Source organism: Geobacillus sp. Sah69, assembly GCF_001414205.1.
Taxonomy (GTDB): domain Bacteria; phylum Bacillota; class Bacilli; order Bacillales; family Anoxybacillaceae; genus Geobacillus; species Geobacillus stearothermophilus.
Window position 1 is genome coordinate 232,187 of record NZ_LLKS01000019.1, and the last position, 25,158, is coordinate 257,344.

24 protein-coding genes and 1 other annotated feature are annotated in these 25,158 nt (G+C 52.3%); of the genes, 6 read left to right on the forward strand and 18 right to left on the reverse strand.

From position 1 onward, the window contains the following. Window positions 1-72: 72 nt before the first annotated feature. The gene (gene mecA / locus AP057_RS03045) at window positions 73-753 is read right to left on the reverse strand and encodes an adaptor protein MecA (protein WP_033015647.1); all 681 of its coding nucleotides are present in this window, start codon (window positions 751-753) and stop codon (window positions 73-75) included. Window positions 754-963: 210 nt separating this feature from the next. On the opposite strand from mecA, the gene AP057_RS03050 reads away from it, so the two are divergent. Next, window positions 964-1,623 carry a TerC family protein gene (locus AP057_RS03050; RefSeq protein ID WP_055358033.1) on the forward strand — a complete coding sequence of 220 codons (660 nt, stop codon included), beginning with the start codon at window positions 964-966 and terminating at the stop codon, window positions 1,621-1,623. Window positions 1,624-1,673: 50 nt separating this feature from the next. Here AP057_RS03050 and spxA read toward each other — a convergent pair whose 3' ends face one another. Next, the gene (gene spxA / locus AP057_RS03055) at window positions 1,674-2,072 is read right to left on the reverse strand and encodes a transcriptional regulator SpxA (protein ID WP_011230318.1); all 399 of its coding nucleotides are present in this window, start codon (window positions 2,070-2,072) and stop codon (window positions 1,674-1,676) included. Between the two features lie 302 nt (window positions 2,073-2,374). Between spxA and AP057_RS03060 the strand changes: the two genes are divergently transcribed. Further along, window positions 2,375-2,557: a hypothetical protein gene (locus tag AP057_RS03060; protein ID WP_049626044.1), complete on the forward strand. Its 183-nt coding sequence runs from the start codon at window positions 2,375-2,377 to the stop codon at window positions 2,555-2,557. Between the two features lie 87 nt (window positions 2,558-2,644). On the opposite strand, the gene AP057_RS03065 is transcribed toward AP057_RS03060, so the two are convergent. The 5 genes from AP057_RS03065 to AP057_RS03085 all read right to left on the reverse strand — a co-directional run bounded on the left by AP057_RS03065 (window position 2,645) and on the right by AP057_RS03085 (window position 8,380). Further along, on the reverse strand, window positions 2,645-3,580 hold the full coding sequence (locus AP057_RS03065) for an ABC transporter ATP-binding protein (RefSeq protein WP_055358034.1): 936 nt from the start codon (window positions 3,578-3,580) through the stop codon (window positions 2,645-2,647). Further along, complete coding sequence (locus AP057_RS03070) at window positions 3,573-4,634, reverse strand: ABC transporter ATP-binding protein (RefSeq protein ID WP_049624938.1); 1,062 nt, start codon at window positions 4,632-4,634, stop codon at window positions 3,573-3,575. The genes AP057_RS03065 and AP057_RS03070 overlap by 8 nt, the downstream gene beginning before the upstream one ends. A 21-nt stretch (window positions 4,635-4,655) precedes the next feature. Then, window positions 4,656-5,678: an oligopeptide ABC transporter permease gene (opp3C, locus tag AP057_RS03075; protein ID WP_044743398.1), complete on the reverse strand. Its 1,023-nt coding sequence runs from the start codon at window positions 5,676-5,678 to the stop codon at window positions 4,656-4,658. Continuing rightward, window positions 5,675-6,604, reverse strand: coding sequence for an oligopeptide ABC transporter permease (gene opp3b / locus AP057_RS03080; RefSeq protein ID WP_011230313.1), 930 nt, complete (start codon window positions 6,602-6,604; stop codon window positions 5,675-5,677). The genes opp3C and opp3b overlap by 4 nt, the downstream gene beginning before the upstream one ends. 123 nt (window positions 6,605-6,727) lie before the next feature. Then, window positions 6,728-8,380 carry a peptide ABC transporter substrate-binding protein gene (locus tag AP057_RS03085; protein WP_055358035.1) on the reverse strand — a complete coding sequence of 551 codons (1,653 nt, stop codon included), beginning with the start codon at window positions 8,378-8,380 and terminating at the stop codon, window positions 6,728-6,730. A gap of 421 nt (window positions 8,381-8,801) precedes the next feature. On the opposite strand from AP057_RS03085, the gene AP057_RS03090 reads away from it, so the two are divergent. Then, window positions 8,802-9,176: a DUF3899 domain-containing protein gene (locus AP057_RS03090; protein ID WP_049626099.1), complete on the forward strand. Its 375-nt coding sequence runs from the start codon at window positions 8,802-8,804 to the stop codon at window positions 9,174-9,176. 50 nt (window positions 9,177-9,226) lie between these two features. After that, window positions 9,227-9,460, forward strand: a binding site (T-box leader). Window positions 9,461-9,510: 50 nt separating this feature from the next. Further along, complete coding sequence (trpS, locus tag AP057_RS03095; protein WP_055358036.1) at window positions 9,511-10,497, forward strand: tryptophan--tRNA ligase; 987 nt, start codon at window positions 9,511-9,513, stop codon at window positions 10,495-10,497. 61 nt (window positions 10,498-10,558) lie between these two features. Here trpS and AP057_RS03100 read toward each other — a convergent pair whose 3' ends face one another. The 5 genes from AP057_RS03100 to AP057_RS03120 all read right to left on the reverse strand — a co-directional run bounded on the left by AP057_RS03100 (window position 10,559) and on the right by AP057_RS03120 (window position 14,890). After that, entirely contained in the window at window positions 10,559-11,299 is a 741-nt protein-coding gene (locus AP057_RS03100) for a YjbA family protein (protein WP_049624649.1), read from the reverse strand. A gap of 85 nt (window positions 11,300-11,384) precedes the next feature. Then, window positions 11,385-11,591: a hypothetical protein gene (locus tag AP057_RS03105; RefSeq protein WP_055358037.1), complete on the reverse strand. Its 207-nt coding sequence runs from the start codon at window positions 11,589-11,591 to the stop codon at window positions 11,385-11,387. Between the two features lie 136 nt (window positions 11,592-11,727). Then, window positions 11,728-12,531: a DUF2268 domain-containing protein gene (locus AP057_RS03110; RefSeq protein ID WP_033015627.1), complete on the reverse strand. Its 804-nt coding sequence runs from the start codon at window positions 12,529-12,531 to the stop codon at window positions 11,728-11,730. A gap of 144 nt (window positions 12,532-12,675) precedes the next feature. Continuing rightward, entirely contained in the window at window positions 12,676-13,914 is a 1,239-nt protein-coding gene (fabF, locus tag AP057_RS03115; RefSeq protein WP_055358038.1) for a beta-ketoacyl-ACP synthase II, read from the reverse strand. 43 nt (window positions 13,915-13,957) lie between these two features. Continuing rightward, window positions 13,958-14,890: a beta-ketoacyl-ACP synthase III gene (locus AP057_RS03120; protein ID WP_049624652.1), complete on the reverse strand. Its 933-nt coding sequence runs from the start codon at window positions 14,888-14,890 to the stop codon at window positions 13,958-13,960. A 257-nt stretch (window positions 14,891-15,147) separates the two neighbouring features. On the opposite strand from AP057_RS03120, the gene AP057_RS03125 reads away from it, so the two are divergent. Further along, window positions 15,148-15,399, forward strand: a complete 252-nt coding sequence (locus AP057_RS03125; protein WP_033015622.1) for a hypothetical protein — start codon at window positions 15,148-15,150, stop codon at window positions 15,397-15,399. A 165-nt stretch (window positions 15,400-15,564) separates the two neighbouring features. On the opposite strand, the gene AP057_RS03130 is transcribed toward AP057_RS03125, so the two are convergent. Further along, window positions 15,565-16,305 (reverse strand): alpha/beta hydrolase, encoded by a 741-nt coding sequence (locus AP057_RS03130; RefSeq protein WP_049624653.1) that lies wholly within the window; start codon window positions 16,303-16,305, stop codon window positions 15,565-15,567. Window positions 16,306-16,438: 133 nt separating this feature from the next. Here AP057_RS03130 and AP057_RS03135 point away from each other — a divergent pair, with 133 nt between their 5' ends. Next, window positions 16,439-16,627 (forward strand): YjzD family protein, encoded by a 189-nt coding sequence (locus AP057_RS03135; protein WP_049624654.1) that lies wholly within the window; start codon window positions 16,439-16,441, stop codon window positions 16,625-16,627. A gap of 262 nt (window positions 16,628-16,889) precedes the next feature. Here AP057_RS03135 and clpB read toward each other — a convergent pair whose 3' ends face one another. From clpB to AP057_RS03160, 5 genes are all read right to left on the reverse strand, one after another. Next, window positions 16,890-19,478, reverse strand: coding sequence for an ATP-dependent chaperone ClpB (gene clpB / locus AP057_RS03140; protein WP_049626103.1), 2,589 nt, complete (start codon window positions 19,476-19,478; stop codon window positions 16,890-16,892). A gap of 107 nt (window positions 19,479-19,585) precedes the next feature. Then, window positions 19,586-19,765, reverse strand: a complete 180-nt coding sequence (locus AP057_RS03145) for a YjzC family protein (protein WP_011230299.1) — start codon at window positions 19,763-19,765, stop codon at window positions 19,586-19,588. Window positions 19,766-19,949: 184 nt separating this feature from the next. Beyond that, entirely contained in the window at window positions 19,950-20,888 is a 939-nt protein-coding gene (argF, locus tag AP057_RS03150) for an ornithine carbamoyltransferase (RefSeq protein ID WP_055358039.1), read from the reverse strand. After that, complete coding sequence (locus AP057_RS03155) at window positions 20,885-24,013, reverse strand: carbamoyl phosphate synthase large subunit (protein ID WP_055358040.1); 3,129 nt, start codon at window positions 24,011-24,013, stop codon at window positions 20,885-20,887. The genes argF and AP057_RS03155 overlap by 4 nt, the downstream gene beginning before the upstream one ends. After that, on the reverse strand, window positions 24,006-25,070 hold the full coding sequence (locus tag AP057_RS03160) for a carbamoyl phosphate synthase small subunit (protein ID WP_055358041.1): 1,065 nt from the start codon (window positions 25,068-25,070) through the stop codon (window positions 24,006-24,008). The genes AP057_RS03155 and AP057_RS03160 overlap by 8 nt, the downstream gene beginning before the upstream one ends. Window positions 25,071-25,158: the final 88 nt, after the last annotated feature.

Genomic DNA, 25,158 nt, shown 5'->3' on the forward strand with positions numbered 1-25,158 from the left:
ATGATGGCCGTTTTTCTTCCGCTAACGTAGAAAACGCCGATTTCTGGCGGCGAAATCGGCGGAATGGAAACATTATAAGGCTGGAAAATACGTTTTGATCGTTTCAAGTGCATTGTCGCCCATAATTTCAGTCCCGTATTCTTCAAGTCGATAAATCGTCAGCTGGGAATCTCTTCCGTATTCCAACAGAAGGCTGAGCATATTGTCCACTTCCTGCTCGGTGTAGCGCTCGTCAAACTCCACGAACAAGTAATAGCGGCCTTCAAATTGGAACAGGCGATTCGACAACCGAGAGAAGTCAGCGCGATGGGCCAAGGAAATGACATCCTCGATATCCTTGAACGAAAGGATGAATTGAAGGACATCTTGCTCTTCTCTCTCCTCGGCGTCCCCGTTTTGACCAAAGTGGAAATGGTGGCCGAACAGCGATTCCACCTTTTCACCAGCTGACAACGAAAACTCGCGCCATTTCTCTTCTGGAAGCGGCAGCTCGAGCTTGCTTCCGTCTTTGGACAACTGCGCTTTCGTCACGACGACTTCAAGACCTTTTTCGAGCGCCTGCACTTGGATCCAAAGCGGGCCATCGAGCGAAAAATCGCTTTCCCCGTGAACTTCATCCATCATTTCCCAAAATAATTCTTCGCTTCGTTCCCGATTGTACCAAATTTCCTCGCGGTCAAAGCCGCGCTCCTCTATATCAACATAGGAAATGTAGAACTTCACCGTATGTTCATTGATGCGTTCGATTTCCATTTCTCAACTCTCCCTTCTAAAACAGAGAAGTAAAAAAGGAAGGGATTGTGCCCCTGAAACTATTTAAATCAAAACTTATGATCTTGTACTTTTATTTTATGATAAAAAGCGAAAGAAGGAAAATAAAAAAACGCATTTTAAAAAATTGGTTATGAAACCGGCCATGTCCTACTATAATGGTGATGAACACGGACGGAATGAGGGACGTCTATGGTGGATGAATACATCGTTTCCATCTTGCTGATTATCGGCATTGATGTCATTCTTGGCGGGGACAATGCGGTTGTCATTGCGTTAGCGAGCCGCAACTTGCCGGAACAAAAGCGGAACATCGCCATTGTCCTCGGCACGGCGCTGGCGATCGCCGTCCGCATTTTGCTGACCGCAGCGGTCGTATGGCTGTTGACCATCCCGTTTCTGCAGCTAGCTGGCGGCCTCCTCCTATTTTGGATCGCCTTGAAGCTCATGGGGCAAAAAGACGAAAAACATGCCGCCATTAAAGCCGAACCGTCGCTTTGGAAAGCCGTCCAGACGATCGTCGCCGCCGATGTCGTTATGGGCATGGACAACGTCATCGCCATCGCCGGAGCATCTCAAGGCCATATGGGGCTTGTCATCTTTGGCTTTCTTTGTTCCGTTCCTATCATCATTTTAGGCAGCAAAATCATCCTTTATGCCTTGGAACGGTTTTCGTTTCTGATTTATGTCGGCGGCGCCCTTTTGGCATACACAGCCGGAAACATGATCACTGCCGAAGAGCGGCTGCGTCCGTTTTACGACCCGCGCTGGGAGGCGTTGTTTCCGGTCTTAACGGCCATTCTTGCCGTTTTGCTCGGCTTGGCGGCCCACCGCCGGTCGCGCGCCACATAAAGCAAATGATAAAAAACTTCTACATGGCAGACCATGTAGAAGTTTTTTTATTACCCGTTCACCAGCCGCTGCGCTTCACGAAGCTGATACGCCCGCACTTTGCGCGGCAGAAAGCGGCGGATTTCATCTTCGTTATAACCGACTTGCAGCCGCTTTTCATCAATGATGATCGGCCGGCGCAAAATTCCTGGGTTTTTCTGAATCAGCTCGTACAAATCTTGCAGCGGCAAAGCTTCCAAGTTAATGTTCAGCTTCTGGAATACTTTCGAACGGGTCGAAATGATTTCGTCCGTTCCCGTTTCCGTCATCCGCAAAATTTCTTTAATCTCTTCAACCGTGAGCGGTTCAGAGAAAATATTGCGTTCTACATAAGGAATATTGTGCTTCTCGAGCCACGCCTTCGCCTTCCGGCATGACGTGCAGCTCGGTGATGTGTATAGCTTGACCACTTCGATCACTCCTTTTGACAAGGAATCCCTTGCTTCCCTCGTCCGTCAGACGACAGACGTGCACCGCTATGCCGGTTTGACGTCTGACAGCATAGCGACACGGCCTGGACGCCAGTCTGGCGATCAGCCGCTTTGCCAATCGTTTACAAATTGAAATGACTTTAACATAATATATTATACAATACATCGACCAAGAAAGATATAGTTTTTCGATGATAAATGCAATTTTCTTTCTTTCCTCTTCCAAAGTGAAGGCAAATCCTCTACAATCAAAGTAGAAAAGGAAAAGGGAGGAAGAACCGATGGCCGGCTATTTCATCGACTTTGCCATTGCTTCGGCATTGATCGTCGTCCTCACCGCATTGATGGGGAACATCAGCAACACGATCGGAGAGCGGTTGTTCGGCCGAAACAAAAGTGGAAAGCATGTCGAGGCCTCCCGCCGCATCCAACAAGGATGGAAAGTCGTCGGGGGAAAAAAATAACGCACCAAAACAGGCGCATAGGTGGGCGCCGCTCTTTCACCGTTCGCATCATGCAGCGGTGAAAGAGCGGCGCTTTTTTCGATTCGGCTAGGCATACATCGCCCGATACCGCTTATACTCTTCCTCCGAACAAAGCACAAAATGGCCAGGCGTAATTTCGCGGAATTCAAGTTCCTCTCCATCTTTGTAGCCATGTTGCGCCGGATCGTAAACGATCCGCTTGCGCGTCCGCTCCGTTTCCGGATCAGGAAGCGGAATGGCCGACAAGAGCGCCTTCGTGTATGGGTGGATCGGATTGCGGTACAGCTCTTCCGATTCAGCGAGCTCGACCATTTTCCCGAAATACATCACGCCGATCCGGTCGCTGATGTATTTGACCATCGACAAGTCATGGGCAATAAACAAGTACGTCAACCCTTTTTCACGCTGCAGGCGCTTCAGCAAGTTGACGACTTGCGCCTGAATGGAAACGTCCAGCGCCGAGATCGGCTCATCGGCGATGATGAATTCCGGTTCGACGGCGAGCGCCCGGGCGATGCCGATCCGCTGGCGTTGCCCGCCGGAAAACTCATGCGGATAGCGGCTCGCATGCTCGCGGTTCAACCCGACCGTCTCAAGCAGCTCATAGACGCGCTGCATCCGCTCCTCTTTCGTTTTCGCCAATCCGTGGATGTCAATGCCCTCAGCGATAATGTCGGCGACCGTCATCCGCGGATTCAACGACGCATACGGATCTTGGAAAATCATTTGCATTTTTCGGTTTAACTCTTTCAGCTCTTTTTTTGATTTTTTGCCGTGTACGTTAACGCCGTTAAACAGTACTTCTCCGTCTGTCGCCTCATACAGCCGAATGATCGTCCGCCCCGTTGTCGACTTGCCGCAGCCCGACTCGCCGACAAGGCCGAACGTTTCCCCTTTATAAATGTCAAACGTGACGCCGTCGACCGCTTTCACCACCTCGCCGCGGTCGGCCGGGAAGTATTGTTTTAAGTTTTTCACTTCAAGCAGCTTTTGCTTAGCCACGCGGCTTCCCTCCTTTCCGGGCGACGATGTCAGCAAACCGTTTCATCCGTTCGCGCACGATCGCCGGCGGTTCCACTTTCGGTGCCTTTTCATGCAACAGCCATGTCGCCGCATAGTGCGTATCAGACACTTGGAACATCGGCGGCTCGAGCTCATAGTCGATTTTGAGCGCATACGGATTGCGCGGCGCAAACGCATCGCCTTTTGGCGGATTTAACAAATCCGGCGGCGAGCCCGGGATCGAATACAGCTCCGTATCTTTATGATCAAGGCTCGGCATCGAGGCGAGCAATCCCCAGGTGTACGGATGTTTCGGATTGTAAAAAATTTCATCCACCGTGCCGATCTCCACGATTTTCCCGGCATACATCACCGCCACTCGGTCGGCCATGTTGGCGACAACCCCTAAATCATGGGTGATGAAAATAATCGACATGCCGAGCTTTTTCTGAATGTCTTTCATCAACTCCAAAATTTGCGCCTGAATCGTCACATCCAGCGCGGTCGTCGGTTCATCAGCGATCAAAATTTTCGGATTGCACGCCAAGGCGATGGCGATGACAACACGCTGGCGCATTCCGCCGGAAAATTGGTGCGGGTATTGCTTCATGCGCAGCTCGGCGTTTTTAATGCCGACCAGCTGCAATAGTTCAATCGCCCGTTTGCGCGCTTCCTCTTTCGACAGCTTTTGATGTTTTAAAATTGCTTCCATAATTTGCTTTCCGATCGTCATCGTCGGGTTGAGCGACGTCATCGGATCTTGGAAAATCATTGAAATTTTCGCCCCGCGGATCGATTGCATGTCTTTCTCCGACAGCTTGGTCAAGTCTTTTCCTTCAAATAAAATTTCCCCTTGCTTGATTCGGCTCGGCGGCGTCGGCAACAGGCGCATCAACGCTTTTGAAGTCACTGATTTCCCAGACCCTGACTCGCCGACGATCGCCAGCGTTTCTCCCTTATACAAGTCGAACGTGACGCCGCGAACCGCCTGCACTTCACCGGCGTGGATGTCAAAGGAAATATGCAAATCGTTCACCTGCAAAATTTTCTCCATCGGTTTCACCCCTTCCGTCGGTTATTTGCGCATTTTCGGGTCGAGCGCATCGCGAATTCCGTCTGCCACCAAGTTGAAGCTTAAAATGAGCAAGCTGATGACAACGGCCGGAATAATCATTAAATGCGGATATGTTTGGATCGATTTGTATCCGTCATTGACAAGCGAGCCAAGCGACGCTTCCGGCGGACGGATGCCAAGGCCGATAAAGCTCAAAAACGCCTCAGTGAAGATGGCCGATGGAATCGTGAACATCGTCGTAATAATGATCGGGCCGATGACGTTCGGGATCAAATGTTTGAAAATAAGCCGTGATGTCGGCGCTCCGAGCGTCCTTGCCGCCAGCACGTATTCCATGTTCTTTAATTTCAACACTTGTCCGCGCACGATCCGCGCCATCGTCGTCCAACCGGTAATGACCATCGCCAGCGTGATGGAAATGATTCCAGGCTCAAAAATCAAAATGAACAAAATGACCATAATTAAATACGGGATGCCGTTTAAAATTTCGATGATCCGCTGCATCACATTGTCGACGCGGCCGCCATAGTAGCCGGAAATGCCGCCGTACGCAATCCCGATCAATAAGTCGATCAACGCCGCCAGCAAACCAATGTAAAGGGAGATACGCGTGCCATACCACGTCCTCACCCACAAGTCGCGTCCTAAGTCATCCGTGCCAAACCAATAGTACTCTTTCACGCCGCGCTGTTTATACACATCAACGCCGTTCGCATCCCGGCCGTCAAACGGAAGCCAATGAATATGTTCAAGCACCGGAATTTTCGGTGGAAGTTTCGCATGCCGCAAGTTTTGATCTTTATACGTCCGGTCGCTCGCCATCGGGGCGATGATCGCCATGAGCGCCAAGATGATAATCATCACGAGCCCGACGATCGCTGCCTTGTTTTCCCGAAGACGAAGCCAAGCATCCTGCCAAAACGTCAAGCTTGGACGATTGATTTTTTCCTGCTCACCAACGTTCGGCGGGGCGGGCTGAAACCATTCCGGTGACAGTTGTTCGTATTGTTGTTTCGCCATCATTTTTTCCCTCCCGCTAACCGGATGCGTGGGTCGACAACCCCGTACAACACATCAACGATGAATACTGCCAAAATCAACAAGGCGGAATAAAACAACGTCGTTCCCATAATAACCGGGTAATCGTTCAGTTCAATCGAACGGACAAACTGTTCCCCAAGACCAGGGACAGCAAACAGTTTCTCAATGACAAGCGTTCCCGTCATTAAATTGACGGTCATCGGTCCTAAAATGGTAATGACGGGGATAAGCGAGTTGCGGATGGCGTGCTTGATGATAACCCCCGCCTGGCTGATCCCTTTCGCCCGAGCCGTCAAAATGTAGTCAGAGCTTAACACTTCCAGCATTTCTGTGCGCATAAAACGGGCGATGCTAGCGATGACCCCGACAGACAGCGCCAATGTCGGGAGAATCGTATATTTGAAGCCTTCCCAAAAAGCGACCGGAAGCCATTGCAGTTTCACAGCGATAAAATATTGCAAAAACCCCCCTAACACAAACGACGGGATCGAGGCGCCCAACACCGCAATGACCGTAGCGGTGTAATCTTCCCAATGATTATGTCGAATCGCCGCGACAATTCCGAGAATCAACCCGACGATCGTCCCAAACACAATCGCCTGAAACCCGAGCTGGGCCGACGGGCCGATTCGATCGCTGATGAGCTCTGTCACAGGGCGGTTGTCATATTGGAACGATACCCCCAAGTCTCCTTTCAGCAAATTCCCTAAATATTGAATGTATTGAACCGGCACGGGCTTATCCAATCCGTACTCTTTTAAAATAAGCGCCTTCTGTTCCGGCGTTAATTTCTCTTGGTTCTGAAGCGGCGAACCAGGCAACAGCTTCATTAAAAAGAACGTCAACGTCGCAATGATAAACAACGTGATGATCATATAAACGAACCGCTGAAGCGTATACCGCGCCATGACCGCACCTCCTCTGCTTTTCTATAATCTTCGTTGTTTTTCGACATTTTTCGCCTTGACAGGCAAAAGGAGAGTATATGCCTAGGCATATACTCTCCTCCGCATTTTCAAGAGAACAACGGATTACTCGACATACGCCCATTTCAAGCTGTAGTCGGCGCCGAATGTATGCGTGACGAAGTCTTTGACATACTCGCGTTGCAAATAGGCAGCGCCGCGTTGGTACAGCGGAGCGATCGGCATTCCTTCAAAGACGATTTTTTCTGCTTTCAGCATCGCATCCCAACGAGCTTGCTGATCGTTGGCAAGCGTCGTTTGCGCGTCTTTGATCAGCTTGTCGTATTCAGCGTTCGACCAACCCGTTTGGTTGTGCGGGCTTGTCGACGTCCAAAGCTGCAGGAACGCCATTGGGTCTTGATAGTCCGGCCCCCAGCCGGAGAACGACAAATCATATTGCATGTTGCTTTCGAGCTTCAGTTTTTGTGCAAACGGTTGTTGTTTAATGTTGACCGTCAAGCCCGGCAAGTTTTGTTCAAGCTGCGCTTTCACATACTCGCCGATTTTCTTCGCGCTGTCGTTGTCAAAGTTCAGCAATTCAAGCGTAAATTTGTCTTTGCCCAGCTCTTTTTTCGCTTGCTCCCACAATTTTTTCGCTTCATCCGGATTGTAATTGACCAAATCGCCATTCACATCGCGGAAGTCTTTGCCATCCGGACCGGTGACGAAGTCTTTCGGAACGGTGAACTTCGCCGGAATCGAACCGTTGTTCAAGAGCGTATCGACCATCGCTTGCGTGTCGATGGCCATCGCAATCGCTTTGCGGGCGTTGACGTTGTTCAACGGTTCTTTTTTCGTGTTCATGCGCAGCCAGAAGATCGACGGATCCAATTTCGTATGGAAGTTTTTGTCGTTTTTGTACTTATCCACGAACTCCGCCGTCAAGCCGACGCGGTCCGTTTGTTTTGTTTCATACAAGTTGACGGCTGTCGCCGTGTCTTTCACGACTTTCACATTGACTTTTTCCAGCTTGACGTTGTCTTTGTCCCAGTAGTTCGGGTTTTTCGTATATACCCAACCTTGTTCATGCTTCCACTCGCTCAACACGAATGGGCCATTGTAAAGCGTCGTATTAGCTTCGAGACCGTATTTGTCGCCTTGCGCTTTCACAAATTTTTCGTTTTGCGGCATGAACGTGCCAAACGCCGTCAAGCCGACGAAATACGGAACCGGGTTTTTCAGCTCGACTTTCAAGGTGTAGTCATCAAGGGCTTTGACGCCGACTTGGTCAAGCGGTACCTTGCCTGTGTTGGCTTCTTCGGCGTTTTTAATGTCGTACATAATGTACGCATATTCCGATTTCGTCTTCGGATCAAGCACGCGCTTCCAAGCGAATTCGAAATCGTGCGCCGTCACCGGATCGCCGTTCGACCACTTCGCATCTTGGCGAAGCTTGAACGTATACGTTTTGCCGTCTTGGCTCACTTCATAGCTTTCCGCGATCCCTGGCACCGGTTTGTTGTCTTTGCCTAAACGGTACAGACCTTCCATGACGTTGTTCAGCACGATAAACGATACTTGGTCGGTGGCCATCGCCGAATCAAGCGTCGGAATTTCTGAGGAATCAAGCAAGTTCAGCACCTGCTCCTTTTTCTCCGCCGGCTTTTCGCCGCCCTGGCCGCCTTGGGCGTTGTCGTTGTCCTTGCCCCCGCCGCAAGCCGCGAGGAACGTTGACAGCGCGAGAAGCAGGACGAGGAAGAAAGAAAATCGCTTCTTCACTAAAAACCCCCCTTAGGTTTATGTAGTGTATTACAAATCTTCTGAACCGTTTGATTTCAGAAGATTGTACTTACATCGCTTATTATATCCTGTGATAGTATATTTGAAAAGGATTTTTTATTTCCTTAAAATAAAAAAATTCAAACTACTTACAAACGGGAGAGGATCGGATTGCATTTACACCTGCATTGTAACGACTTTTGCCACCATTGTAAACAAAAAATTTCTGCCTACAGAAAAAAGAAAACGATTACAATATGGTTTTTTTGCCCTTCCTTTCAGCTTCGAAGCAAATCTCTCCTGAACTTCCAGGTTATTCTATATTTTTCAATATAATTTTGTTAATAATTTTGACAATCTTCCCGCCCACATGATTTATGATAAAATAAGCAGTGAGAAGGGAAAGGCGGGAACAGACGATATGAAACAAACGGCTGTGCGGACTGGATGGCTCGTCGTTGCGATGCTGGCGGCAAGCGCACTCATCGTAATAGGGCAAGGAGCATGGAGTACGGTGGCCTTTATTAACGTTTCGTTTTTGCTCTCCCTTTTGCCTCTGTCGCTTGGCGGGCTTTTGTTTGTTTATGAACGCGGGTTTTTCAGCGGATTCGCATACGGGTTTCGCCGATTGCGCAGGAATCGAACGAAGGTGGAGCGGTATCTTGAGGAAGCGGCAGCAGAACATGAATCGGATGAGCTGCTCGGTCCGCGGCGTTTCGCCATCACGTATCCGCTTCTCTTTTCTGGTCTGCTTCTGTTTTTGGCGATGATTGCCGCCGGATATGCCGTGCAATAAGGTTGCAACAGCTGAATGTTTTCCGTATAATATAAGGCAAATCTAGGATCAACCGAGCGATGAGAAAGAAGAGTACATATTGGCGATGCCTTCAGAGAGCTTGTGGAAGGTGCGAACAAGCGGCTAGCCATATGGAATGGGCTTTCGAGCTTCCCGCCGAACCGGCGACGCAGTAGGCGAGGACGTTCCCCGCGTTACAGGGGGCCATGCGCAAAGCATGGGCTGAGCGATTGCGCTTCTTGACGCAATAAATAGGGTGGCACCGCGGTCCTACCGTCCCTATCAGAGGGCTGGCAGGGCCTTTTTTATTTTTGGCTTGAGGGAGTGAAGATCGATGAAAACCATTTTTTCCGGCATTCAGCCAAGCGGCGTCATCACCATTGGCAACTATATTGGGGCGCTGCGGCAGTTTGTCGAGCTGCAGCATGAATACAACTGCTATTTTTGCATCGTTGACCAACACGCCATTACCGTTTGGCAAGACCCACACGAACTGCGGCAAAACATCCGCCGCCTCGCCGCTTTGTATTTGGCCGTCGGCATCGACCCGACGCAAGCGACGTTGTTCATCCAGTCAGAAGTGCCGGCGCACGCTCAAGCCGCTTGGATGCTGCAGTGCATCGTTTATATCGGCGAACTTGAGCGGATGACGCAATTTAAAGAAAAATCGGCCGGCAAAGAGGCGGTCAGCGCCGGGCTGCTCACGTACCCGCCGCTGATGGCCGCTGACATTTTGCTTTATAACACCGACATCGTCCCGGTCGGCGAAGACCAAAAGCAGCATATCGAATTGACGCGGGATCTGGCCGAGCGCTTCAACAAACGGTATGGCGAGCTGTTCACGATCCCTGAGGCGCGCATTCCGAAAGTCGGCGCCCGCATCATGTCGCTTGTCGACCCGACGAAAAAAATGAGCAAATCCGACCCCAACCCGAAAGCGTACATCACACTGCTTGACGATGCGAAAACGATCGAGAAGAAGATCAAAAGCGCGGTCACCGACTCGGAAGGAACGATTCGCTACGACAAAGAAGCGAAGCCAGGCATTTCGAACTTGCTCAATATTTATTCGACGCTATCCGGTCAATCGATCGAGGAGTTGGAGCGGCAATACGAAGGAAAAGGATACGGCGTCTTCAAAGCAGACCTCGCTCAAGTCGTCATCGAAACGCTTCGACCGATTCAAGAGCGGTATCACCATTGGACGGAAAGCGAGGAGCTTGACCGCGTGTTGGATGAAGGGGCGGAAAAAGCAAATCGGGTTGCATCGGAAATGGTGCGCAAAATGGAGCAAGCCATGGGGCTCGGGCGGCGGCGGTAAATAGCCGCATCCAGCGAAGCCATACAAAAACGGGCAGGCGCCTATCGCCTTGGCCCGTTTTTTAATTGACTTTTGGTTCTTGCTCCATTTCCCACAGTTTTTCGAAAAATGGCTGCCCTTTGATCAAGTTTTCGCACAGCTGCTCATGCCGTTCGGACCACCCGTATTTCGTCTCGTTATACAATTGTTCCCACGCTTCATCAAAAGACATTTTTTGAATAGCGGCGTATTTTTCCGGCGCCCATTCCGTATACCAATAGCGCATCTGGGCAGTATTTTTTGTCGAATAAAGCTGGTCAAGCGCCATAAACAACAGCTGTTTCAACTGCCGCTCTTTGCGCGTGAGTCCGCACATCAGTTCCGGAGCCGGCGATAAAATGTGGTATTCTTTTTCATACCTCGGCAGCGGATAGTCCCGTTCCTCCGCTTCGGCCGCCACTTCGTAGACGAGTTGTTCCTGACGCGGAATGAGACGGCTTTTGCGAATCGGGATTTGATAACCGATTGTATCGACAGCCAAAACGCCGGCGCCGTCCGTGACAACGAAACAATAGTCCAGCTGAATGCGTTCATGGTTTTTGCGGACATACGCCTTCTGATGTACATCGTCTAGCAGCGGTTTTGGAAGATCGGACAAGCTGTTTTCAATGTAATGAAACAGGGCCGGGGATACTTTTAACAGCGGCACTTGGTCGAGCAGCTCGATTTGATCGTCCTTGCGCCATTCATGGAAATGACAGACGTTGTATCCGTTCTCTTCTCCTTCAAACCAGTTGACCCAAATGTCGTGCAGATAAAGCATGCGAGACCCCTCACTTCCAGACGTGTTTGTCCATCAGTATAGGCAGAGGTGGGGAATTTTATTCCATTTCATCCTCTTTTCCCCTCTAGGGGCTGCGGCTTGGAAACGTCAAGCTCCCCCACATCAAAAGAAGGCCAATAGGGAATAAATAACATTCCACCCTTGTCGAAATATAAGATAAGTATTCGTGAAAACCACGCTCTGGAGTGATGATGTTCAAATAGGCGATCACCATCATGCCGCCGACGACTGAAAAACCGAAACCGACCAAATAAAAAAACAGGCGGACCACCGGGCTTTCCCTTCCTTCTTGTCCACATCCTTGTTCTACATATATGTCGGCGCCATGGACAACATGCCTGTTTGCGCCCGATGCCCCTAAGATTCTTGTGATAACCGGACAGCGGCGTCCGCCATGCGGTTTCGAGCTAAGACGCTCCTTGCTGTTTGCCTGAAAAGCCCGCCAACTCCGCGATGTCTTTCGCTTCCATCTTCATCAATTGGGCGAGCGAATAGCCTCTTTCTAGGCAACGACGGATGATGGCATACCCAACGGCATAGCCCCCCATTTTCGGATGCCATCCAAGCCCGTACAAAATGCGGGAAGTATGCGGATGCGAAACGGGCAAATGTTGGTTCGGGACAATATAACGCCGCCAAAACCGTTCCATCTCCCGATCGGTGTAATACTTCGTCCATCCCGCACACTGCTTGACGCCGACTGTCTCGGCGACGGCATGCTCCGCCAATCCTTCCATCACGACGGCATCCAGCAACGTCGCATCTTCGCCTTCGTTCGGCAACTGCTTGAGACGGCATACATGGTTGTATTCATGCGCCACCAACGCGGCGATCTCCTCGTCGCCATGATCCGGCAGCAAGAAGAAAAACAATTTATCAGCAAACGCCACCCCGCCTTTTCCTTGGAATTCGCGCACAAGCTTCCAGTTTTCGTCATCGGCCGGCAGCAAACATACCGGAACGTCTGGCCCCTTCCATATCCCCCGTTGCCGTTCATACAAACGGCCAAGACGTTCCCAAAGACGGCGCTCTTTCATCTCCGGCAAAAGCCGCTCGGCCTGTCGAGTGCTTCGGTACATGCCATACAGCCGTAAATAGCTGTAAATCTCACGCGCCGACGCTCCTTTAAAAAACGAACTCAACCTCCCGCACAACAGGAGCGGGTCCCCCTCATCCTCTTCCAGCCATCGATCGGTTGGAAGCAATCCCATCGCTTTTCCCTCCTTTTCTCTTACGTTATGTCGGCAGGGAAAAGACGGTGAAACAAAACAAAAAAGAGAGCCTGACGCTGAACCGAACCCGCCGTTAGTCACGCGTTTTCAGCTCTGCTCAACCAAGGCTCTCCTTTTCATCCATTACACATATTTTTTAAAAATCAATGTCGCATTATGGCCGCCAAATCCAAATGAGTTGCTTAAGACCACACGCACGTCTTGCTTGCGCGCTTCATTCGGCACATAGTCGAGGTCGCATTCCGGATCCGGTGTTTCGTAGTTGATCGTCGGCGGAATGATGCCGTCGCGGATCGCCAGCACGGAGAAAATCGCTTCCACCGCGCCGGTCGCCCCGAGCAAATGCCCAGTCATCGACTTCGTCGAGCTGACGGCGAGCTTATAGGCATGATCGCCGAATACTTCTTTGATCGCCTCCGTCTCATACTTATCATTGTACTCGGTGCTCGTGCCGTGGGCGTTGATGTAATCAATGTCCTCCGGCTTCAAGCCGGCGTCTTGAAGCGCCTGGCGCATCGCCCGCACGCCGCCTTCGCCGCCCGGCGCCGGCGCGGTGATATGGTACGCATCGGCGGTCGCGCCGTAACCGACAATTTCGGCGTAAATCTTCGCGCCGCGGCGCAGCGCGTGCTCCAATTCCTCCAAAACAACGATTCCTGCTCCCTCACCCATGACGAAACCGTCGCGGTTTTTGTCAAATGGGCGGCTCGCCGTTTTTGGATCTGGATTGGTTGAGAGAGCCGTATTGGCGCAAAAACCGGCGAACGACATTTTCGTAATCGGCGCTTCCGTCCCGCCGGTGATCATGACATCGGCGTCGCCGCGCTGAATGACTTTAAACGCATCACCGATCGAGTTTGCCCCGGTCGCGCAAGCGGTCACCGTGCACGAATTGATCCCTTTCGCTCCAAGGATGATCGATACTTGCCCAGCGGCCATATCCGGGATCATCATTGGCACGAAAAACGGGCTCACTCGGCGATAACCGCGCTGCTGGAAAATCTCAAACTGCTGTTCAAACGTCTCCATACCGCCGATGCCAGAACCAATCCAAACACCGACCCGTTCAGCGTTGCTTTCATGAATGTCGAGATTGGCATCTTTGACCGCCATAAGCGCCGCAGCGACGGCGAATTGGGTAAATCGGTCCATCTTCCGCGCCTCGCGGCGGTCGATAAACAGCGACGGATCGAAGTCTTTCACTTCCGCCGCCACTTTTGCCGGAAAGTCGTCCGGATTGACGCGGGTGACAATGTCGATGCCGGACTGGCCGGCGATGATGTTTTTCCACGTCGTTTCTGCGTCATTCCCAAGCGGGGTGACGGCGCCTATGCCTGTCACGACGACTCGTCTTTTTTCCATCGTTTCCGTCTCTCCTTTTTTTATTTCGATAATATCCGTGCCGTTAACGGCCCCAGCGCAAGGCGATCGCGCCCCACGTCAGCCCGCCGCCGAATCCGACCATAATGATGAGATCATCGTCACTGATTTTACCCGCTTCCAGCTCTTCTACAAGCGAAATCGGAATAGATGCGGCCGACGTGTTGCCATATCGGCGGATCGTCGTCGATATTTTCTCTTCCGGCAGCTCGAGCCGCTGTCTGGCCGCTTCGACGATGCGAATGTTCGCTTGATGAGGAATGAGAAAGTCGACATCGTCTTTCGTGAGCCCGGCTTTTTCAAGCACACGCACGCTTGATTCTCCCATTTGCCGGACGGCGAACTTGAATACTTCACGGCCGTTCATGACGATATATTCGTCTTTGTATAAATGTTTTCCTCCTGTTCCGTCAGCTCCCAACTCAAAAGATAAAATCCCGCGCCCGGGCGACACCGGACCCATGACGACCGCTCCGGCTCCATCGCCGAACAGCACCGCCGTGTTGCGGTCGGTCCAATCGGTGATTTTCGATAGTTTGTCTGCCCCCACTACTAATATATATTTGTAGGTGCCTGTGTCAATAAATTGGGCGGCCGTGACCATCCCGTACATAACCCCCGCGCAGGCAGCGCTAATATCAAGCGCAGCGGCGTTGACGGCGCCAAGCCGCTCTTGCAGCATGCAAGCGACCGACGGAAACGGACGGTCCGGGGTGACGGTGGCAACTAAAATGAGATCAATATCCTTCGCCTCAATGCCAGCGTCTTGAAGCGCCCTTTCTGCGGCAAAATACGCCATATGGGACGTATCGATGTCATCCGGAGCGATGCGGCGCTCCTCGATCCCGGTGCGCGTCCGGATCCATTCATCCGATGTATCCATCATTTTTTCCAAATCAAAGTTGGTCAACACTTTTTCCGGCACATAGCGGCCGACCCCGATAATTCCTGCTCCCATATCATTCATCTCCTCTTTCTTTCCCAAAATGGCAAAAAACGCTCACGCTGACAACCAAACTTGAATGTACAATCAGTCTACATTACCAATTATTATTACTTGGTACTAATTTTAGCCGAAAGAGCGTGGATGCGCAATAAAAAACGAAAGTTGAACCAGCGTTTTCCGTTCCCCTAAGGCATTTGTCCAAACCGCTTTTTCCTTTCTGCCATACAATACAAATACGAGCGACCATCGCATGAAAGGGAGGATCGCCCATGGCCAACGGCGAAGCACAAGAACAACATCGCGAACGGCAAGACCATTTTTCCCGCCTAATGTTCGGATCTTTTCCTTCTCGCACAACCGGCGAGCGCGAAGATCAAGGGAGCGAGGCAGAACCGCCTTTACTGCCGAACATCGATTTCATGAAGCTGTTTGAAAACGTCAATACGCTAGCCGACTCATTGCAACAATTAAAACCGCTCGTGAAAAAGATCACCTCGCTCGTCGACTTATTGAAAAAATAGCAGAGGCTGATCCAAAAAAGCGGTAATACCCCTATCTGAGGCAACATGGAAAAATAGACCACCTTGAAAACCCGGTACAACCACGGGGGTCAGAGGTGGTCTTTTCAATACTTGGGTGAAATTTCATCAAAAAGGAGCTTTTGAGTCAGCTCCTGCCCTTGTCGTTTACGGGAGTTCATTGTATTGGCAGAAAAATTGCCCGATTTGCCGAGCCAGTTGGCGCCGTTTCTCCGGCAGCTCGTAAACGACGCGCACCCGGTTGTTTGTCGTTTTCATCCATTGTTCATATTTACGGCTATGCAAGGCGGATGGATACGGGCTCACTCCGGCCAGCTGCCAAATCGTCACCGGAACGTCATGAGGACTGAGAAAGAGGGACGGAACAGCCTCGGGCACCTCCTCTTCTTTCAAGCCATAGGCAGTCGCGATTTCCCTCACCATCCGCCGGTACACGAATGGATGTTCCTGTTCATAGTCAAGCTGGGCGCGTACGTCAAGGCAAGGGTTGATCATGGCGACGGCGCGGATTTGACTTGGCATGGCGCCAAGCAGTTGCAAAGCAACGAGCGCGCCCATTCCTTCGGCAACGATATAGATGCGCTGGTTCACAATTTCGCTTTTCAACACCGAGTAAATGAGCTGGCGCGCCAGCCGGACCGCTTTCGGACTCCCCCAATGCCAGCCGTACAAATGGGACGAAAAGACCGTATACCCACGTTCCAACCAATCTTCCAGCCATTGGCGCCGCCCCGGATGCTCGAGCCAAAAACTCGTCTGTTCGTTCACAAAATGGTCGCCGTCGCCTATTAAAAAAAGGGCAAACCCATTTGGGCGCTCCGGCACGTGAACGATGCACCCTTGCTCATCGAGTTGAAAAAACCGCCGTTGTCCTGCCATCGTTTCCATTCACCCTTGTTTGGCAATGCATAATGGTACAGTATACGATATGCGCGGCCAAAAAAAACGTCCGGGTATATGCCTACGCGACAAATTGTGATAAGATAAGAAAAGAAATGACGAGAAGACGGGAGGAACAAAGATGCGCTTGTTTTGGACGTTTTTTTGGACGTTTTTGCTTGTGCAAATGGCGACGTACGTCATGGGCTCGATGCAAGGGACCGGCTATGATTTCGCAACCGGCGCCTTGCTCGGCGTGATCGTGACCGTTTTAGTCCTTGTCGTCGCCGCTTTGATTCCGGACGAGCCGGCTGGGGATCACCATCATTGATCATTCGCTTCATAAGACAACGCCTTGGGGTGAAAGTCCCAAGGCGTTGTTTTTGTCATCGAGAAGCCCCATTCCAACACGTATATAGGCGTAAGTCGAGGAGGGACTCCATCTTGATGGGTGTAGGTTGGTGTTTTCTGCAGCCGGCCACGTGCCCCACAATGCTCAATGAGATGGGCTTTATGGGGGCATAAAAACGTTTGACGCTGCCAGCAAGAAGCGCGTCTCTTCCCCCGGCTATCCCCCGCCTCTTCGACTCGTTTCACGCTGACGGGCGAATGACAAGCCGGCCGTTTTCGGCATCGACCGTGACGGTGCTGTAATCTTTCACCCGCCCAGCGATCAGCTCTTTCGCAAGCGGCGTTTCGATTTGCTTTTGCATAAACCGTTTGAGCGGGCGGGCGCCGTATACTGGGTCGAAGCCCGCTTCGGCGATGTATTGCTTCGCCGCTTCGGTCAGCACGAGTTCGATATGCCGATCGGCCAAACGGGCCGACAGCTCGCGGGCGAACTTTTCGACGATGCCTTTCACTTCATTCATCGACAATGGCTTAAACAAGACGATATCGTCGATCCGGTTTAAAAATTCTGGGCGGAAATGGGCGCGCAGTTGGTCAAACACTTGTTTGCGCGTTTCTTCATCGATGTCGCCCTGTTTGTTTTCCAACAACAGCGGCGATCCGATGTTCGATGTCATAATGACGACCGTGTTTTTAAAGTCGACCGTCCTCCCTTGCGAATCGGTGAGCCGTCCGTCATCGAGCAGCTGCAACAGGATGTTGAACACGTCCGGATGAGCTTTTTCGATTTCATCGAACAACAGAACGGAATACGGCTTGCGCCGCACCGCCTCGGTCAGCTGGCCGCCTTCCTCATAGCCGACATAGCCGGGCGGCGCTCCGATCAAGCGGGAGACGGCGTGTTTTTCCATATACTCGGACATGTCAAGACGGATGAGCTGCTCCTCACTGTCAAACAGCGCCTCGGCGAGCGCTTTGGCCAGTTCCGTTTTGCCGACGCCGGTCGGTCCAAGGAACAAAAACGATCCGATCGGGCGGTTCGGGTCTTTCATGCCGGCCCGCGCCCGCAAGATGGCGTCGGCGACAAGCTCGACCGCTTCGTCTTGACCGATGACCCGTCTATGCAGCAATTCATGAAGGCGAAGCAGCTTTTCCCTCTCTCCCTCGACGAGGCGGGTGAGCGGAATGCCAGTCCAGCGTGACACGATTTCGGCAATCTCTTCTTCCGTCACTTCCTCGCGCAGCAATTTCCCTTCACTTTGCTCACTGATTTCTTGCTCGAGCTGTTTGAGTTGCTTTTCCAACTGCGGAATGCGGCCATGGCGAAGCTCCGCCGCCTTGTTTAAATCATACTCGTTTTCCGCCTCTTCCAGTTCGCGTTTTGCCCGCTCGAGCGCCTCGCGCAAACGGCGGACGCGGTCAAGCGCCTCTTTTTCTTTTTGCCATTGCGCTTTCATGGCGTTCGCCTTTTCACGCAAATCGGCAAGTTCTTTTTGCAATGCCGCAAGCCGATCGCGGCTCGCTTCATCCGTTTCTTTGCTTAAGGCCGCCTCTTCAATTTCCAGCTGCATGACGCGGCGCATCACTTCGTCCAACTCCGACGGCATCGATTCCATTTCCGTCCGGATCGTCGCGCACGCTTCATCGACCAAATCGATCGCTTTGTCAGGCAAAAAGCGGTCAGAGATGTAACGGTCGGACAAAACGGCGGCCGCGACGAGCGCCCGGTCGTGAATTTTCACGCCATGGTGCACTTCATACCGTTCTTTCAATCCGCGCAAAATCGAAATCGTGTCCTCGACACTCGGCTCTTGGACAAGCACTTGTTGGAAGCGGCGCTCGAGCGCCGGGTCTTTTTCGATGTATTGCCGGTACTCATCAAGCGTCGTCGCCCCGATGCAGCGCAACTCGCCGCGGGCAAGCATTGGCTTTAACATATTGCCGGCGTCGATCGCCCCTTCGGCCCGGCCGGCGCCGACGATCGTGTGCAGCTCGTCGATAAACAAGATGATGCGGCCCTCGCTTTTTTTAATTTCGTTCAATACAGCCCTCAGCCGCTCTTCAAACTCACCGCGAAACTTCGCTCCGGCGACGAGCGCGCTCATGTCAAGAGCGAAAATCGTTTTGTCTTTCAACCCGTCCGGGACGTCTTTGCGCACGATGCGCTGGGCGAGCCCCTCGACAATAGCGGTCTTCCCAACGCCCGGCTCACCGATCAGCACCGGGTTGTTTTTCGTCTTCCGCGACAAAATGCGGATGACGCGGCGAATTTCGCTGTCGCGGCCGATGACCGGGTCGATTTTTCCCGCCTTCGCTTCGGCGACAAGATCGCGCCCGTATTTGGTCAACGCTTCATAGGTTGCTTCCGGATGTGGACTCGTCACGCGTTGATTCCCCCTTACCTTTCTCACGGCTTCTACCAGTGCTTGCTCTGTCAAGCCAAACGATGCCAGTTGCTGGGCAACCGGCTCGGCGCCATGAGACAGCGCGAGCAGCACATGTTCGACCGATATGTACTCATCTTGCATTCGTTTCGCTTCGTTTTCCGCCCCCTCAAGCAGCCGCGCCAAGGCAGGCGCAACGTACATCTGTCCCTCTCCCGCTCCGTGCACTTCCGGCTTTTGGCGAATCCGGTCTTGCAGCCAGCGGATCGCCTGAGCGCGGTCGGCGCCGCAAAGGGCAAACAGCCGCGGCGCCAAGCCATCTTCTTGCTCGAGGAGCGCCAGCAGAAGATGTTCAACATCAAGCTGTTGATGATGCCGCTCTTTGGCGAGCGACTGCGCCGCCATGAGCGCCTCTTGCAGTTTTTCTGTCAAACGGCTTACGTCCATGCCGTCCCCTCCATTTGACCTTCTTTGACTATAAATCATTATAGCGGATCGCAAAGCGCACGGCAAATGAAAAGCCACTCCATGCTTGGAATGGCTTTTGTTCTGCTTCACGGTTTGCGCAAATACGTCCAATGCCGGTTATGGTTCGACGTTTCTGGAAACGTATCGCCGGCTTTCAGTTTCAGCTTTTTCGGGTGCTTTACATTGTCTCCCGTTTCGCCGATTTCAATATACACGCCGTTGTTCGGCGCTTTATCGCCTGGTTTGAAATGGCGCGGTTGGCCCATTTGTTTCATCCCCCTTGCTTCGATTGCATTTGTTATCATGCCCGGTTTCATCGCTGTTCATAAGAAGGAAAATGATGGAGGATCGCAAACGGAACGCCAAGCTGTTCACAACGAAAAGGAGCTCTCCCCTCGAAATCCTTTTCAAAGTGAAAAAGGAACTCCCGAAACGGGAATTCCCCCTTTGCTATAAAACGGACAACAAAATCGCTTTTTGCGCATGAAGCCGGTTGCCGGCCTGCTCAAAGACGACCGAGTTCGGACCTTCCATGACGCCGGCCGTCACTTCTTCGCCGCGGTGGGCCGGCAGACAATGCAAAAAGAGATAATCCGGTTTTGCCGCTTTGACGAGCTCTTCGTTGACTTGATACGGCTGAAACACTTGCAGCCGCTCAGCACTTTCGCTTTCTTGGCCCATGCTCGTCCAGACATCCGTATAAATCGCATCCGCCCCCGCCACCGCCACAAGCGGGTCGTGCGTCACCACAACGGTTGCCCCGGTTTTCTCGCCGATCTGGCGCGCCGCCTCGACATATTCTTTCTTTGGCTCATAGCCCGGTGGACAGGCGATGGCGACATCCATGCCGACTTTCGCCGCGGCCACAAGCAAGGCGTTGGCGACGTTGTTCCCGTCGCCGACATAGGCGAGCTTGACGCCTTGGAACGTTTTCTTCACTTCATAAATCGTCAGCAAATCCGCCAACGCCTGGCACGGATGATCGTCGTCCGTCAGGCCGTTGATGACCGGAACGGACGCATATTCGGCCAACTCCTCGACTTTTTGATGGGCAAATGTGCGAATCATAATGACATCGACGTATTGCGACAAGACGCGGGCCGTATCGGCGATCGTTTCGCCGCGGCCAAGCTGCAAATCGTTTCCGTTTAAATACATCGCCTGGCCGCCAAGCTGAATCATGCCGACTTCAAACGACACGCGCGTGCGCGTTGACGGCTTTTCAAAAATCATCGCCATTGTTTTCCCGGAAAGCGGCGTATACGATACACCGGCTTTTTGTTTCGCTTTTAAATCAGCTGCTAACGCCAGCAAGTCCAAAATTTCTTCTGTCGTGAAATCAAGAAGCGTTAAAAAATCTCTCCCTTTTAATGACATCACTGCATTCATGCGATCACCGCCTGTTCTGCCTGTTTTTTCTTTTCCAACCAGCCATGGATCGGCTGCACGTCAAGATGATCGACATCGAGCGCCTGCAAGAAGAGCTTCAATGTCTCACGTTCCGTGAAGACGAGCAATTGTCGGGACAACGCAGTCATTCGTTTGTTCGCTTCGCCTTCCTCTTTGCCCAAGTCGATCACCGCGAGCGCCGTGTCGCGCTTCACCCAATCGGCAAACGGGACATCAGCGACGATGGTCAGCTGTTTTGCCGTCATCTCCGCCTCCAGCTCGGCATCGATGTTGCCAATGACATAGACCTCGTTCGCGTTCGCTTTCTTTTGCAAATACGGATAAAACGCTTTATACGCCGCTTCCTCCTTCGTTGCGGCGATGCTGATGCCTTCGCCGGTCGATTTCATCTCTGGCCCAACCACCGGGTCAACCCCCGGCAGCTTATGGGTCGAAAAGACCGGATACTTTAACACGGCGTACGGCATGACCGCCAATGCGCGAGCTTTTTCGTCAACGATGTCGACAAGTGATTTCCCAAGCAATAACTTTGTCGCAATTTGCGCCAATGGCACGCCGGTCGTTTTGCTGACGATCGGCACCGTCCGGCTCGCGCGCGGGTTCACTTCCAGAACATATACATTGCCGTCCGCAATGACATATTGAATGTTCATAATTCCTTTAAAGCCGAGTTTTTTCGCAATCCGGCCCGCATAGTCGATGATTTTCGCTTTTTCTTCACCTGTGAGCGTCTGCGCCGGCAGCCAAGCATAGCTGTCACCGGAGTGGACGCCGGCTTTTTCGACGTGTTCAATGATGACCGGCAGCACGATGTCTGTTCCATCCGTCACGATGTCCGCTTCTGCCTCTTTCCCGTCCAAATACGCATCAATCAAAATCGGATAGGTCAACTCGCCTTGCTCGATCAAAGCAGCGAGCTGCGCCTCGCTATGGACGATAAACATGCCGCGGCCCCCGATGACATACGACGGACGAAGCAGCACCGGGCAGCCGATCTCAGCCGCTTTGGCGGCGAGCTCCTCGGCATTGTTCGCCACCAAGCCCGGTACGTGCGGAATGTCAAGCTCCTCAAGCAACTGGTAAAAACGATCGCGATCCTCGAGCTGGTCAATCATATCGTACGTGACGCTAAGCAGCGGCACACCTGCTTCTTCGAGTCCTTTGACCAAATTGATCGCCGTCTGACCGCCAAATTGAACGATGACATGCTTGATTTGTTCCGCTTCGATAACATCGAGGACGCTCTCAAGCGTCAGCGGTTCAAAGTACAGACGGTCGGCGACGGCAAAGTCGGTGCTCACCGTTTCCGGATTGTTGTTGATCATCACCGTTTCATAGCCCTCTTTTTGCAAGGCGAACACGCTATGAACGGAGCTGTAGTCAAACTCAATGCCTTGGCCGATGCGGATCGGTCCGGCTCCAATGATCAGCACTTTCTCTTTGCCGCTCGGTTGTTTTCGCTCGTCTTCGCCGAAATAAGTCGAGTAGTAATAATCCGTTTCTGAATGAAATTCGGCCGCGCACGTGTCGACCATTTTGTATGACGGCACGATGCCAAGTTCCTTCCGCTTGTTGCGCACGTCAAGCTCCGTCACGTCCCACGTTTCAGCTAAAAAGGCGTCGCTACATCCTTTTTCTTTCAAGAAACGGAACGTTTGCTCCTCAATCGTATCCAACGTTGCAGCCGCTGCCTGTTTTTCAAGGGCGACAAGCCGCTCGAACGAGCAAAGGAAAAAGCGGTCGATTTTCGTCCATTTGTGAATGGCTTCAACCGCCACCCCGCGGCGGAGCAGTTCCAAAATCGCGAAAAAGCGGCGGTCGTCTTTGTCGACAAGCAGCTGTTTCAGCTCATCATTCGTTTTCACCGAAAGCTCCGGCAACAACAGTCCGTTGTTTTTGCCTTCGAGCGACTGCACCGCTTTTTGAAACGCCCGCTCCATGTTACGGTCGATCGCCATCACTTCCCCGGTCGCCTTCATTTGCGTGCCGAGCTTCCGATCCGCGTGCGGAAACTTGTCAAACGGCAAGCGCGGAAACTTGACGACGACATAATCCAAGGCCGGTTCAAAGCTGGCGTACGTCGTTTTCGTCACCGGATTGACGAGTTCCGCGAGCGTATAGCCGACCGCCAGCTTCGCCGCAATGCGGGCGATTGGGTAGCCGGTCGCTTTCGAGGCGAGCGCTGACGAGCGGCTGACGCGCGGGTTGACTTCGATTAAGTAATATTGTTTGCTGTTCGGGTCAAGGGCGAACTGAATGTTGCAGCCGCCGATGATCCCTAATGCGGAAATGATCTTCACCGCCGACGAACGGAGCATTTGGTACTCCTCATCGGTCAACGTCTGCGACGGTGCGACGACGATCGAATCGCCCGTGTGGATGCCGACTGGATCGACGTTTTCCATATTGCAAACGGTAATGCACGTATTCGATTGGTCGCGCATCACTTCATATTCAATTTCCTTAAATCCGGCGACGCTCCGTTCGATCAAACATTGATGAATCGGGCTTTCGTTCAATCCTTTTTCCACGAGCGCGAGAAACTGCTCCATGTTTTCGGCAATGCCGCCGCCCGTCCCGCCGAGCGTATACGCAGGACGAATAATGATCGGAAAACCGATTTGTTCGGCGAACGCGACCGCTTCCTCGACGCTTGTAACAATTTCGCTTTCCGGCACCGGTTCGCCAAGCTCGTGCATCAACGCGCGGAACGCTTCGCGGTCCTCCCCGCGCTTAATCGCTTCAATCGGTGTTCCGAGCAGTCTCACCCCATACTTTTCAAGCACGCCGGCTTCATGCAGCTGAAACGCCAAGTTGAGCCCTGTCTGGCCCCCGAATGTGGCGAGTAGCCCGTCCGGGCGTTCTTTGGCAATAATCGCTTCGACCGCCTCAACGGTGAGCGGTTCAAAATACACGGCATCGGCATGGACATCATCGGTCATGATCGTCGCCGGATTGTTGTTCACTAAAATAACGCGGTATCCTTCTTCCTTTAAGGCGATGCACGCCTGTGTGCCGGAATAATCAAACTCAGCAGCCTGGCCGATGACGATCGGCCCCGACCCGATCAGGAGAATCGATTGGAGCGAAGAATCTTTAGGCATAGACGTTCTCTCCCTTGAACACGGTTTGCAAAAATTCGTCGAAAATATAGCCGGTATCGTGCGGCCCCGGATGCGCCTCCGGATGGTATTGCACGGACAAAATCGGTTTATGGCGATGGACGATGCCCTCGACCGAACCGTCGTTGACGTTGATGAAACGAATGTCAAACGGTTTGCCCACCAAACTGCCTTCTTTGACGACATAACTATGGTTTTGTGATGTCATCATCACGTTTTGCTTCACCGCGTCCCACACCGGTTGATTGGCGCCGCGATGCCCGAAGCGGAGTTTTTCCGTATCCGCCCCGTACGCCAAGGCAACGAGCTGATGGCCAAGGCAAATCGCAAGCGTCGGATACCGGTCGATCAGCTGACGGATAGCGGGAAGCTGATGGCGTAACTGTTTCGGATCGCCTGGGCCGTTCGAGAGGACAAGCCCGTCCGGTTTCAGCGCATCAATCGCTTCCGGCGTCGTATCATGCGGCACAACCGTCACCCGGCAGCCGCGTGCAAGAAGCGACTGCAAAATCGATTTTTTATAGCCGAAATCGACGAGCACCAAATGCGGGCCGCCTTCGCCGTATGTTTCGATCGTTTTCGTTGACACCGCGCGCACGGGAAATACTGCTTCCACGCCTCCAACGGCTGAAATCGGCGACAAACTTAATTCCGCCATCATCGTTCCAGCGGTGCGGATTTCTTTCACAAAGGCGCGCGTGTCCACGTGCGTGAGAAGCGGAATGTTCCAATGCTGCAAGTATTCCGCCAGACTGTATTTCGCCCCGTAATGAAACCCTTCTCGGCTCGCTTCGTAGACGACGACCGCTTCGACGTGCGGCCGCTTGCTTTCAAAATCGTTTTCGTTGATGCCGTAATTGCCGATGAGCGGGTACGTAAAAACGATGATTTGGTTTTTATACGACGGGTCGGTCAACACTTCTTGATACCCGGTCATGCCGGTGAAAAAAACGATCTCCCCGCTCACCTTTTCTTCAAGCGGAGCAGCGAGCTCCCCGCTGAACGTTTTTCCGCTCGCCACATGCAAATACGCTTTCATTGGCGCCACCTCATCGTTTGAGTTTTTATAACCGTTCAGGAATTTTTATGCATGGACAAGAATAAAAATTAAGCCGTCGGCCGTCCGT